We start from the raw sequence: 13,067 nt of genomic DNA, 5'->3' as shown, positions 1-13,067 counted from the left end.
GTCATGGAGTGCCGTTATGGTGCAGATTTCCCGAGTTAAAGAACTTGCTAGTGGACGCACAAATTGAATGTCTACTATCTCTCTAGTAAACACACGGCAGGTCACTCCATCGAGTGGTGTACGCGGGGGACAAATGCTCCCGCTTCATGGACCACTGAGGCGTGATGCCCTGGGAAGCGAAGAATACCGTGCCCTTTCCGCTGTGGTTGATGCGATCCAACACCTCCATAAGGGCTTTGGAATGGGGCCTTTCAGGCGATCCCTTAAAGAAGTCCTGCTGATAAGCCCCTTGCTCAAAGAAGCCCGTCAACATGACGCCCGCCTTAGCGTAGCGATAACCTGCCCGATAAATGCGTGAAAACAGTACGTCAGCGGCTTCCAACAAATCCCGTGTGTCATCCGTGGGATAAGGCAGCTCCACAGACAAGGCATTGGAATACTGAGGGTCATTAGGGTTAAACACGCCTGTGCGAATAAAAACCTGGATCACGCGGGCCAGACGCTTCTCCCCCCTGAGTTTCTCTCCAGCTCGGGCCACATACTTCGCCACGGCTTGTCGTAATTCGGACTTATCCGTAATCCGTTGACCAAAGGAACGACTGCATAGAATCTGCTTTTTAGTGGGTGCTAGCGCCTCAAGCTCCAGACAAGATACGCCATTTAGCTCCCGCACCGTCCGTTCAAGCACCACAGAGAACTCCCGACGAATGCTCTTGGGATCGGCATCGGCCAGATCCAAGGCCGTCTTAATGCCTCGGGCTTTGAGTTTCTCTGTTAAACGACGCCCAACACCCCACACATCTCCCACATCCACCAAGGCCATTAAGCGCCTTTGTCGAGCACGATCCGTCAGGTCCACCACTGAGCCTGTAGCGGGATACTTTTTGGCCGCATGATTGGCGAGCTTAGCGAGGGTTTTAGTGGGCGCAATGCCGATGCCAACGGTAATGCCCGTGTGTTTATCTACTCGCGCTTTCACGTGGCGACCAAAATCCAACACATCTAATGTGTGGCCGATCCCCGTTAGATCCAAAAACGCTTCATCGATGGAATACACCTCAACCCTAGGCGCTTCTTCCTCTAGGATGGTCATTACCCGATTGGACATGTCTGCATACAAGGCGTAGTTAGATGAAAAACACACCACATCGTGTTTGATAATGTCGTCCCGCACCTGAAAAATCGGCACCCCCATCTTGATGCCCAATACCTTGGCTTCTTTAGAGCGAGCAATCACACAACCATCGTTATTCGACAACACCACAATCGGTTTCTGCTTCAAATCCGGTCGAAACAGCTTTTCACAACTGGCGTAGAAGTTATTGCAATCCACCAAAGCAAAGACGGTATTCATCAGCCACGCTCAAACTTACGGACAACCCCAGTCACCACACCGAAAATCTCCAACTGGGATTCTTCAGTGATCTCAATGGGACGATAGGCTTTGTTTTTCGGACGCAGCAAGACATGGGGTTTTAACTCAAGGGTTTTCACCGTCATCTCACCATGCAGACACGCAATCACAATGTCCCCATGGCGAGCCGTTAAGGAACGATCCACTACCAAGATATCTCCTGAGTGAATCCCCGCTTCCACCATGGAATCCCCTTGAGCACGAACAAAAAAGGTCGCACTCGGGTGCTGAATACACAGCTCGTTCAAGTCTAACGTGCGCTCCACAAAGTCCTGAGCCGGAGACGGAAACCCCGCCGACACCGACTCAACATAGAGCGGAATGTTTAACTTATTGATCGAAAGAAAAGCGGCTGATTCAGCAGAGCCAAGATACGTGACCTTCATAATGCGCAAAACCCAATTACTGTATATTTATACAGTATAGTTTTGACAACGGATTGTGACAACAGGTTTTGGTGTGCAGGAAGAATACAGACGAGCGCCAACGCGAAAAGACACAGCAAGCGCTGGTTTCGGTGTAACAGAGAAACCGATAGATAACTGAAAAATGAAAGATATAGAGAAGCAAAACCACTCAGAGGCGTTAGGCAAACGCCTCTGAATGGTTTTATGGATGAGTATTAACTTAGAAACCGTATGGATTAGCTCTGTACACGATTGGCATCGAAGATCTCAATCCAGTAACCATCTGGGTCTTTAATAAAGGCGATGTTATTCATCTTGCCATCAGACAGTCTTTTTTGAAATGCCACTCCCAGGTCCTCAAAGCGCTGACATGCCCCTTCTAGATCTGGTACATGAAAGCCAATGTGGCCAAAACCACGAGGATCGCTATTGCCATTGTGGTATTCCACCGTATCCGCCGTATCGCCCCAGTTGTGGGTCAACTCCAACATCGCCGGACGACCAAAGGTTTGCGCAGTACGCTCCTTTTCATCGGCGCTAATATCAGAGAAATCTTCACCGTGAGTCAAAAAATACAAACTGAACTTCATCTCAGGGAAATCAAGCTTACGCAGCAAAGTCATGCCCATCACACGAGTGTAGAAATCAAGCGAACGAACAGGATCCGCAATACGCAACATAGTCTGGTTAAACACGAATCCATTGGTTGCTGGATCTTTTTCTTCACACAAACCCTCGGCTTGCTCAAAATGACGACTCATAGTCATACCTCCTTTGATGTTAAAGAAAAGGTGGGGGTTAAGCGTCAAAAATCAATAGCTTAGTACGGCCAATACTCATATAAATAGCCGACTGAATACACGACACAATGATCCGCTTTTTTGCACTGGGTCGATGGAATTGTACTGTTAACTTTCAAGCACACATTCCTAAGATAAGTCTTAGAGCGAGAACCATCACTCAGATTTGATTCTTATTGGTCTCCCTCAGTAGATCCCATTATTAGTACATCCCCTTTCTAAAAATCATGAATTTTTCTGATCACCTAGATCCCTTACAATTTCTTGCTTAGAGCAATTTTTAGCCACTTCATTGGCGCAAAAACCGAACTTTTATTCAACAAAAAGGTTGACTATGTTCACTGGTCAATTTATTGCTAAAGGGAGCCTATCGCTTCCTTGGGAAACAACTGCAAAAATCGAGCTAGGTGACATTGTTCTGCCAAATGGCCAATCTGCTAAAGAAGCTATAAATGCTAGCTATTCAGACGCATTGATAGTCATCGAAAATGGCAAGCTAGGTAGCGAACTCTACTTCAATGAAACCACCGAAACATCTCGCCACTTACTTTTTTCGATTACTAAGTCAGTAGTCGGTATGTTAGCGGGAATACTGATCGAAGAAGGTTCATTGTTACGTGACTTACCTGTGACCCATTACATACCTGAGCTGGCAAACTCTGCTTGGGGGGATGCAAGTGTTGATCAGGTACTAGACATGCTTGTGTCGGTGGATTTTGGAGAAGACTACTTAGACCCACAAGGGCTGATGGAGCATTACCGCGTAGCAATGGAATGGAATCCACCAGGCAACGTAGACTACAGTGGAGATCCTCATAGCTTTCTCACTAGAATCGTAAAGGGCAAACAAGAGCATGGCCATTGGTATCCATGGTCAGTGGCTATACGTTGACCCCAAACGCAAAGTCACAATCGTGAAGTTTTCTTCTCAGCCATTACCTGAAGATGGATTACTGGACCAACTAAACATCGATTTATGCAACGCCATTGCCGAAGCCATTGAAAACCGCCGTTCACCTAATAATTTATAGGTAATGAACAGGAGTAAAACATGATTGAACTTCAAACAGATAAATTCTATATCAACGGTCACTGGGTAAATCCCGCTGGCAGCAAAAAAGCCGCCGTGATCAACCCAGCCACCGAAGCCCCAATTGCAGACATTGCAATGGGATCCACTGAAGACGTAAACATCGCTGTAGACGCAGCGAAAAAAGCCTTTGAGAGTTTTTCTCAAACAACGAAAGAAGAACGTCTGGCTTTGCTCACTCGTATTCGAGAAGTCTACGCTCGTCGTTATGATGAAATGTCCGAAGTGATTCGTGACGAACTGGGGGCTCCCATCAGTTTGTGTCATGACGCACAGAGTGCGGTTGGCTTATTACATATGGACGCAACGCTGGCAGCCCTAAAGCTCATGGACTTTGAAACCTCCAATCATGTTGGAGATACCATTCGACGTGAACCCATTGGCGTTTGTGGACTTATCACACCATGGAATTGGCCTATCAATCAGATCGCATTGAAAGTCTTTCCAGCAATCGCAGCAGGTTGCACTATGGTTTTAAAACCATCTGAAGTGACACCCCTAAATGCCCTACTTATGGCCGAAATACTCGACGAAGCAGGCGTTCCTGCTGGAGTGTTCAACCTAGTGAATGGTGATGGCGCTGAGGTGGGTTCTGCAATTTCAAAGCATCCTGACATTTCCATGGTTTCATTCACCGGCTCTACACGGGCTGGCGTGTTAGTCAGTCAAGATGCAGCGACTACCGTTAAACGGGTTACCCTTGAGTTAGGAGGAAAGTCGCCAAATATCATCCTGCCAAGCGCGGACTTAAAGGCGGCTATTCATGAGAATATGGCCCATTGTTTCTCAAACAGTGGACAGAGCTGTAACGCACCAACTCGAATGCTGGTGAGTGCAGAACAATATGACGAAGCCTTACAAACCGTAAAAGAGCTAAGCTCCAAATTTGAAGTGGGCTCACCTCTTCTCAAAGGTGAGCACATTGGCCCTGTTGTGTCAGACGTCCAGTTTGGCCGAGTCCAAACTCTGATTAAAGCCGGTATTGAAGAAGGAGCGACATTACTCATGGGTGGGGCTGACCGACCTGAAGGGTTCGAAACAGGCTACTATGTTAAACCGACCGTCTTTGGCAATGTTACAAACGAGATGAGAATTGCCCAAGAAGAGGTGTTCGGCCCAGTATTAGTTGTTATTCCGTACAAAGATGAAGATGAAGCGGTTCGTATCGCAAACGATACACCTTATGGACTCGCGGCATACGTCCAATCAGGCGACCTAGAGACAGCCCACAATATTTCAAAAAAACTGCGTGCGGGGATGGTTCGTATAAACGGTACGGACATCGCTGAAGGGTCACCTTTCGGTGGGTACAAGCTCTCAGGCAACGGTCGCGAAGGTGGCGTATACGGTATTGAAGACTTTTCTGAAATGAAAGTCATTTCAATGCCAAAATCCTATTAAAAGCCCCCTAGCGTAATACTTTAATACAGGCCGAACCTATGTTCGGCCTTTTTGTTACACCTTCAACAGTTCAGTTAAGGAACATGGGATTGAATTAGCAACATGAAGCAAGCTAGCCAATCATGGTTCGTTGGAATTGATCTGCTAACTTTCATGTCAATTCATACCGCCAATAAGAATCATTGCAAACTAATGCGCGATCCATGCTTTCAATGCATCTCGGTGGATTGTCCCAAAATGACTATATGTTGTCCTGATTTGCCAAGTCACTCTAGAAAAAGAGGAAGAATATAGGAGCTACAAGATCACAAAATAGGAACTCAATATTATGAAATCTGGCTATTTATACGTCATTATGTGCTACATACTGGTTGGCATTAGCTACCCGATTGCTGCGGATGCGATGTACGCGATCCCCGTTTGGACATTTATTAGTATTACCTTCGCCATTGGCTTTGTTTTTTTATATGCCATCGGCCTATTTTCAAAAGCACCGAAGTTTTTTTCTCTGAGTATGAAAGCTTGGGTAGTTATAAGCATTCAATCCTTGCTTGGTGCCGTGCTTTATACAGCCTTTTTGTTGTATGGCTTTGAGTACGCAAACGCCATTACGGCATCGATTTTCACCAGTATCTCCCCTGCCTTTGTACTGGCTTTGTCATTCTTCATACTTAAAGAGAAACTTTCGGTGAAAAAGAGCGCTGCGATTGCCTTGGCTATCGCTGGGGTAATGTTCCTGACACTGCCTGGTATTGAAGCAGAAAGCGGCCCATCGGCCTTAGGGATTTTGTTCTTCTTCCTTTCAACTCTATCTGTTGCAGGTTGTGTGATTGCAGCGAAGAAACTGGATATTCAATTACCGGCTATTACAATGGCGACCGGAGTATGCTTCACTGGCACCATTTTTACCTTACCTGTGGCACTACTCACCGAAACAGCGTCTATCGAGCTAAGCCTGTTTAGTGCAGAAAATATCACCATCATGGTCTATTACGGTCTGTTGGTATGGGCGGTCCCTTACTTCTGTTTCTACAAAGGCGTGACACGCATTCCTGCCAGCGCAACAGGCATGGCTTTTGCGACCATTCCTGTGGCCTCAACCTTTTGTTCGATTATGTTCTTTGACCAGTCAATGAGCACGACTGATATTGTTGCACTAATAATGGTCACTTCATCCATCTTCTTAGCTGAAGCTGAAGAGCCAGTAGCAGTTAACAACAAGCTAGACTTTGCTTAACGAAATCTTTTGTAAACCTCCCAACTCGTAATCTTTGGCTCGACTTCGGTCGGGCCTTTTTTTCACCACGATTATGCTTAAAAACCTATTGTTTTTGGCAACTTTCACTAGCGCCCTTCAATCTACAACTTCTCTACGAAATCCGACCTTTTTGCACCGAAATGGCACTTAAATTGCTTAAAATAAAGAAGTTATTATTTGAGAGGTTTTCACCATGAGCATAGTGCTAACAACTGAGTCATTAGACCAAAAAGAGCGGTTTAATTACTGGAATGATGTAGTCACTAAATTCTATGCGCCATGTGTCGGAAATGTTGCCGAATTAGATCGATTTAATGCCACTACAACGGTTCACTCGTTTGGCTCTTCTGAAATAAGCACCGTTGATTCAGTAAGTATTCGTTATGACCGCCGACCCGAAGATCTGCACCGTATACCCAGAGAAGACATATTCTTATCGGTGATCACTGAAGGGGAAGGTTACTTCAGTCAAAATGATCGTACCGTCAAACATCAGAAGGGTGACGTATTACTTTATGACTCTGCAAAACCCTATGTGTTTAACTACCCGAAAGCGTACCAGTCTATGCTGTTACGAGTACCTCGTGCTTTAGTGCAAACCAAGGTTAATCAACTTGATCAACTTGGTGGGACGGTGTTTAAAAGCCATACTCCACACGCTCGTCTAATCCAATCCTTGATGCGTGAAACCAACTTCATTGCTTCTGAACCTGAGCTTCAAGAAGGCGATGAGTTTATTATGCCCACCTTAGAAATGATTACGACAGCCTTAGGTAAAGCAACTAATAGTCAATTAATATTGGCGAACGAAACCTCTCATCAAAAACTACTGAATGAAATCAAACAATTTGCGAGACAAAATATCACGGAAGAATCTTTGTCCCTAGAAATGATCGCAGAGCACAAAAACTTGTCGATTCGTACTTTAAGCCGCTTGTTCGCTGAAGCTGGAGAGACGCCGAAAAGCTGGCTTCAGGAACAGCGATTATGTGGTGCTTATGAGGCTATTTTGAAAAGACGTGTCACGAATGTCACAGAAGCTGCATTAACATTTGGCTATAAAGACTTATCCCATTTCAGTCGTGCTTTTAAACGACGCTTTGGCTGCACACCTAATTCACTACTTCACTAAGCATTTTCTTATACTCACAAAAAAGCGAGCTATTCAGCTCGCTTTTTAAGTTCAGACAGTCACTACTTGCCAAGCAGTGGCAGTGACTCCATCATTTTTTTCAAGTTGATCGCATCCCAAGGTAAATGTTCAGCAATACCCAAACCAACAACGGGAGCATATTGTGCTGCTTCATTGATCACTTTTACGGCTTCAGCCATGGTCAGTTCGCCTTGCGCAATACCATCAAATGCGTCTTTTGGTGCATGAGGGTTCGCAAACAAAAGCGCACCAAAATCCTTAGTACTGAGTACATCTAAATCAAAATGAATGGCTAGGCACTTAATGCCCTCTTCTTCCATCCATTTCTTAATAGAAGTGATTTCACCACGAATCTCGTCAGGACGGCAAATACGCATGCCACGTTCTGCCAAAAAATTGGCTTCGTATTCGTTCTCATTGTTCACACCCGCATACATGACTTTATTGGCCTTGATCGGTGTTTTAACAAATTGAGTCAAATCAGCATCACCTTCACCCATTAGTGCACGAAGTACAGAGGCATGGGAGTGCTCAAATTGCTCTGAGGTCATGATATCAGGATGGGCATCTACCCAAAGAACTCCTAGCTCATCACCGTATTTTTCACTCAAATAGGCAAACGGAGCTAAATCCACTAAGCAGTCTCCACCCAGCACTACCAAGCTTTCAGGGTTATGCTTTTCAATCAACTCTTGAGAATGTTGAATTTGCGGAATGATCAAAGAACGACCCACAATCCCATTCTCGTTCTCAAGCACCATATCTTTAGAGAACGGTACATTGACTTCTTCAACAGGGCCATCGGTGGCTGGCGCCAACCATGCCAATAATTGCGCCCCCAAGTGATAAGCATGATTGTTGCCACCTTGCCACTGAGGCATGATGAGGCGTAGCGTTGAATCTTGATTATTAGACATAAATTAAAAAACCTTACTTAACAGGGTGACACATATCGATGCATTGAGTCGCACCCAAGTTCGACTCAATGCAGATCTTACTTAAATTAATAGTTAGCCAATGCACCGTGACAAAGATCTAAGGTCTCTTTTGTCACAATCGGGTTTGGTAAATAGGTGTACTTATCTTGAGGCTCACCGTTTAGCAGTTTTACAGCGGCATTCACAGCATACTTGGCATCACTGTAGGCATCCGACAACACTGTGGCATGCTGAACACCTGCATCAATGTTTTCATAACCTTCTAGCTCACAACCAACACCCACTAGAGCGAGTTTAGTGGGATCAATATTGGCACGGGCTGCTGCGACAATCACACCGGCTAACATGAGATCTTCCACGGCGTACACACCGTCTACCTGATCACCAAAGCGTGTGAACAAAGTTGATGCTGCATTCATCGCCACGTTCTGATCCCAATTACCCGGTTGCTCACCTAGAATCTTGATCCCTGGAGCAATCTTAGCCAGCTCCTCTTTGAATCCTTTGGTGCGGCCAATTGACGTTGGAGTGCCCGGTGTGCCCGTGATGACAAAAATCTCGCCTTCTTCGCCATGCCCTTTTGCCTTAAAGGCATCGACTAATGCATGAGCAGACTCACGACCGATTTCTTCAGAATTACCACCAGTGTAGACATCCCAATAAGGTTCAGACTGCTTCGCTGGCATCGCATCACTGATGATCAATGGGATGCCAGCCTTTTTGATTTTGCGCATAGATGGAATCAAAGCGTTCACATCAACTGGCCACAAAATAATGGCATCAGGGCGCTTAGCAATGGCCTGCTCCACCTGATTCGCTTGGTTAGCTGGGTCAAAAGCACTCGTTACTGTTTCAAATTTAAACCCGGCTTCTGTCGCGTCTTTCTTGAAAAACTTCAAGTAATCCGCACAGTAAGCACATTCTTCTGTTGGCTGAAGCAAAATCACAGATTTGTCTTCAATCCCAGCACTAGCTTGGCTAGAAGATGCCATAACCGTCGCCATTGAAACTGCTGCTGAGACAGTGCTCAAGGTTTTCACTAAAGGACGTACAGATTTCATAGTTCACTCCTGATGGATATATTTGATAACGCAAGTTCAAAAGATCATCGGTCTATGCCGATGCTGTTTTTTTCATTTTCTGGGTAATAAATTCGCTCAGGCTACCGTTCATAATCACTACGAACGCCAGCACAGAACCATTAATCAGCAAGGACACGGCGGAACTTACTCCCAGCAAGCTCAAGCCATTGTTCAGAGCCGCTAGAATCAATACACCGATGGCAATATTGTGGATTTTGCCCACACCACCACCTAGGGAAACGCCTCCCAAGATCGCTGCAGAAGCCGCTTGAATCAGCAAACCGTCACCCAGTGTTGGAGAGCCCGTTGCCAAGCTGATAGAGATCAAAGCACCTGCCAACGCCGCGAATGAGCCAGAACACGCAAACGCAAAGAAGAGAGACAATGAGGTATTAGCACCACTCATGGTGGCGGCCTGACGATGACTGCCCGTAGCGTAGAGATCACGGCCAAGACGGGTAAACTTCAATACCAGATACAGAATGAAGAAGGCACCGATTGTGATATTGATACGTGGTGAGAGCAGATAGAAAATCTGCGCGTCCAAGGCATCAGCCGCATCAAAATTGAAGTAAGGCACCACATTGCCATCTGCAATCCAATAGCCAAAACCAGAGAGCAGAATCATCACTCCAAGCGTACTGACCAATGATGAAACCTTTAGACGAATCACCAGCAAGGCGTTGATCAAGCCAACCACCAGACCAAAAACTACCGCGCAAAGCACGCCTATGTACGCACTGTCGACGCCTGTTTTGGCAAGGATGAGTCCACCAACGGCCACCATAGATGCCACCGACAAATCGAACTCTCCGACCACCATGGTCAGAGATAATCCAAGTGCCACTAATCCTACCAACGCAAAGTTTTGCATCAGGGCAAAAAGGTTACCGCTTGATAAGAAATACTCACTGATCAGGGCAAATACTGCTGGAACAGCGACAATTAACCCAACACGCAAATAATCTGATGCATTCCAATTTAATGAACGAGACATGGCGTCACTCCTTATTTCTTACGTTTGCGGGTTAACACCGCACCTAACATGACTGACGCCACAACCACTGCCCCTTTCACCATCAACTGGATGTCTAAAGAGAAGCCCTTGAGCAATAAGATGTTGCCAATAATGGCCAAGAACAGAGCGCCACAGACTGCGTCATAAATACGACCATGACCGCCTGCGATAGCGACACCACCCACAAGCACCGCAGCAATGGCACTGAAATCCAACCCGGCTCCTAATGACAAGTTGCCTTGAGATGACTGCGCCCCAATCAACACACCGGACAAGGCAGCCGTTAACGCAGCAATAACATAAGCAACGATGGTGGCACGCTGAATACGTAAGCCTGACAACTTGGCAGTATTGGAATTAATACCGATTAGCTGAAGCTCACGGCCCAAACGCATACGGGAAAGAAAGAACTCAGCGGCAATCAAAACCGCTAACAGGATGAAAATCTGATTAGGAATACCAGGCAGCACGTGGCCGACGCCCAACCATTCCACTTTGACATCGCTGGTGATGGTGCGACCACCCGAGTACCAGGCCCCTAGCCCCATAATGATGGACGACGCAGCAATAGAAGTGATGATTGGGTTGGTCTTTAATACCCCCACTGCACCGCCTTGCAAAAAGCCCAGTATCACCCCGACAAAAAGCGTTGTTAGGATCGCGGGTATGACCCCAAAATCTAAAACACTGGCAAAAACAATGGTCGAAATTGATGCCGTGGCACTGATGGACAACATGAACAAGTTGCCGCTGATGGTAACCAAAGCTAACCCTGCTGCGACAACACCGACCGACACAGTCACAAACAGAATAGAACTCAGATTTTGCAGAGAAGCGAAGCCTTCCACAAAGATGGATGCCAACAATGCCATAACAACAATGAGCATACGCACAGCCGTGGCTTGTATACGATTAGGGGAAAACATTCCACTGGATGACAGCGCTAATGATATTGATGGCTTAGCCGTAACAGACTGACTCATGCTGCAACCTCACTGTTTCCATGCAGGATGTCCTGCAAAATACTTTCTTGAGTGGCTTCGGATCGGGGGACAGACCGCACAAGGCTACCCTTGAAGACGGTAACGATTCGGTCTGCAAAATCTAAGATTTCTTCCAAATCTGTGGAGTAGAAAATGATGGATAACCCCTCGTCTGCACGCTGACGTAAACGGTCATAGATATCGGCACGAGCGCCAATGTCGACGCCACGAGTTGGCTCATTGAGCAAGAGCACATCAGGATTGGTGGCTACCGCTTTACCGAGCACTACTTTTTGCTGGTTGCCGCCACTTAAAGTCGACACGGCGTCCCCATTTCGCTCAGGATTCACGGTGAACGCTTCAGCAAGATCCCGGGCGAGCTTCAACTCTTGTTCTGCATGGATCACACCTTGAGGCGCTAAATCACTCAGTACTCGAGACGTTAGATTTTGACCAATTGGCGCCTCTAAAAACGCCCCTTTACCGGCACGATCTTCAGGTACATAGGAAATGTGATGACGCTCAGCGTCTTGTATAGAGCGTAGGCTTGCTGTTTGACCACCGATTTCAATGTGGCCGGAGGTCACAGGTGACAAACCCGCAAGGGTACGAAGCAATCCATCCGCGCCTGAGCCTAATTGACCTACTAACGCAACGATTTCCCCTTTGGCACAATCAAAGTCTAACGGGCCAAAACTATCAGTGATGGCAACATTGCGACAGCGCACAAAGGTATCCCCTACTCGTCGAACGGGGCGCTGAACACCACGCTTCACTTCATGGCCCAACATCGCTGTGACCAGCTCAGCACTGCTCACCTCTTGAGTACGTTTAGTAAAAATATGTCGTCCACCACGAAATACCGTGACCCGATCTGTGATGGCAAACACCTCATCTAAACGGTGACTAATGATCACCATAGTGGTGCCTGCCGCTTTCAGCTTACGCATGATCGCAAAGACTTTTTCGATCTCGGCTTCAGACAGAGTTGCGGTCGGTTCATCAAGTAGCAACACTTTAGCGCCACTGGCGAGACCTCGAGCAATCTCCACCAATTGACGCTCCGCTAGGGACAATGTCTCAGCCAATTGATACGGTGAAACATGATCTAAACCCACGTCTTTTAAATACTTCTCCACTCGAGCAACGTAGCGGCCACGAAGGTAGATAAGCCCCTTACTTTGCATACCGATCATAATGTTATCCAGCACGCTTAAATGAGGCAGAATAGACAACTCTTGGTGAACGATGGTGATTAAAGAGGGATCAATACGCTTGCCTAGTTCAATGGATTTACCATCCACAATCAGCTCGCCTTCTTCAGGCTTAACATAGCCTCCCATGACTTTGACCAAGGTACTTTTGCCTGCGCCGTTTTCACCGCATAGTCCCAGGATTTCTCCTGTTTCTAATGAAAAGCTCACATCACTCAAAGCGAATACGCCGCCATAGCGCTTTGAGATATTATTGGCTTGTAAAATAGGTTGTGTTTCCACGAAATATCCTCTCAGGTTTTGATTTAG

General features: G+C 46.4%; 13 protein-coding genes. 5 read left to right on the top strand and 8 right to left on the bottom strand.

Annotated elements, in window-relative coordinates; all coding sequences use genetic code 11:
* Nucleotides 1–82: 82 nt before the first annotated feature.
* The 3 genes from umuC to gloA all read right to left on the bottom strand — a co-directional run bounded on the left by umuC (nucleotide 83) and on the right by gloA (nucleotide 2,582).
* Nucleotides 83–1,354 (bottom strand): translesion error-prone DNA polymerase V subunit UmuC, encoded by a 1,272-nt coding sequence (umuC, locus tag ACFQ45_RS09305; RefSeq protein WP_377366954.1) that lies wholly within the window; start codon nucleotides 1,352–1,354, stop codon nucleotides 83–85.
* Complete coding sequence (umuD, locus tag ACFQ45_RS09300) at nucleotides 1,354–1,800, bottom strand: translesion error-prone DNA polymerase V autoproteolytic subunit (RefSeq protein WP_377366952.1); 447 nt, start codon at nucleotides 1,798–1,800, stop codon at nucleotides 1,354–1,356. The genes umuC and umuD overlap by 1 nt, the downstream gene beginning before the upstream one ends.
* Nucleotides 1,801–2,057: 257 nt before the next feature.
* Nucleotides 2,058–2,582: a lactoylglutathione lyase gene (gloA, locus tag ACFQ45_RS09295; protein WP_377366950.1), complete on the bottom strand. Its 525-nt coding sequence runs from the start codon at nucleotides 2,580–2,582 to the stop codon at nucleotides 2,058–2,060.
* A 373-nt stretch (nucleotides 2,583–2,955) separates the two neighbouring features.
* On the opposite strand from gloA, the gene ACFQ45_RS09290 reads away from it, so the two are divergent.
* The 5 genes from ACFQ45_RS09290 (at nucleotide 2,956) to ACFQ45_RS09270 (ending at nucleotide 7,502) form a co-directional block, all read left to right on the top strand.
* A complete protein-coding gene (locus ACFQ45_RS09290) occupies nucleotides 2,956–3,513 on the top strand; it encodes a serine hydrolase domain-containing protein (RefSeq protein ID WP_377366948.1) in 558 nt (185 codons plus the stop codon).
* On the top strand, nucleotides 3,476–3,652 hold the full coding sequence (locus ACFQ45_RS09285; RefSeq protein ID WP_377366946.1) for a hypothetical protein: 177 nt from the start codon (nucleotides 3,476–3,478) through the stop codon (nucleotides 3,650–3,652). The genes ACFQ45_RS09290 and ACFQ45_RS09285 overlap by 38 nt, the downstream gene beginning before the upstream one ends.
* A 20-nt stretch (nucleotides 3,653–3,672) precedes the next feature.
* Nucleotides 3,673–5,112: an aldehyde dehydrogenase family protein gene (locus ACFQ45_RS09280; RefSeq protein WP_377366944.1), complete on the top strand. Its 1,440-nt coding sequence runs from the start codon at nucleotides 3,673–3,675 to the stop codon at nucleotides 5,110–5,112.
* A gap of 328 nt (nucleotides 5,113–5,440) precedes the next feature.
* Nucleotides 5,441–6,349, top strand: a complete 909-nt coding sequence (locus ACFQ45_RS09275) for a DMT family transporter (protein ID WP_377366942.1) — start codon at nucleotides 5,441–5,443, stop codon at nucleotides 6,347–6,349.
* Nucleotides 6,350–6,563: 214 nt separating this feature from the next.
* Nucleotides 6,564–7,502: a helix-turn-helix domain-containing protein gene (locus ACFQ45_RS09270; protein ID WP_377366940.1), complete on the top strand. Its 939-nt coding sequence runs from the start codon at nucleotides 6,564–6,566 to the stop codon at nucleotides 7,500–7,502.
* 62 nt (nucleotides 7,503–7,564) lie between these two features.
* On the opposite strand, the gene ACFQ45_RS09265 is transcribed toward ACFQ45_RS09270, so the two are convergent.
* The 5 genes from ACFQ45_RS09265 to ACFQ45_RS09245 form a co-directional block, all read right to left on the bottom strand.
* Entirely contained in the window at nucleotides 7,565–8,440 is an 876-nt protein-coding gene (locus tag ACFQ45_RS09265) for an arginase family protein (RefSeq protein ID WP_377366938.1), read from the bottom strand.
* 86 nt (nucleotides 8,441–8,526) lie between these two features.
* Complete coding sequence (locus tag ACFQ45_RS09260; RefSeq protein ID WP_377366937.1) at nucleotides 8,527–9,522, bottom strand: sugar ABC transporter substrate-binding protein; 996 nt, start codon at nucleotides 9,520–9,522, stop codon at nucleotides 8,527–8,529.
* 52 nt (nucleotides 9,523–9,574) lie between these two features.
* A complete protein-coding gene (locus tag ACFQ45_RS09255) occupies nucleotides 9,575–10,540 on the bottom strand; it encodes an ABC transporter permease (RefSeq protein ID WP_377366936.1) in 966 nt (321 codons plus the stop codon).
* An 11-nt stretch (nucleotides 10,541–10,551) separates the two neighbouring features.
* Nucleotides 10,552–11,544 carry an ABC transporter permease gene (locus ACFQ45_RS09250; RefSeq protein ID WP_377366934.1) on the bottom strand — a complete coding sequence of 331 codons (993 nt, stop codon included), beginning with the start codon at nucleotides 11,542–11,544 and terminating at the stop codon, nucleotides 10,552–10,554.
* Complete coding sequence (locus ACFQ45_RS09245) at nucleotides 11,541–13,040, bottom strand: sugar ABC transporter ATP-binding protein (RefSeq protein WP_377366932.1); 1,500 nt, start codon at nucleotides 13,038–13,040, stop codon at nucleotides 11,541–11,543. Before ACFQ45_RS09245 ends, ACFQ45_RS09250 begins: the two co-directional genes overlap by 4 nt.
* Nucleotides 13,041–13,067 lie beyond the last annotated feature (27 nt).

Source organism: Rhodanobacter aciditrophus, assembly GCF_042679525.1.
In the GTDB taxonomy this organism is placed as follows: Bacteria; Pseudomonadota; Gammaproteobacteria; order Pseudomonadales; family Marinomonadaceae; genus Marinomonas; species Marinomonas aciditrophus.
The sequence above is the reverse complement of the archived record's forward strand: the minus strand, read 5'-3'. Positions and strand labels throughout refer to the sequence as shown.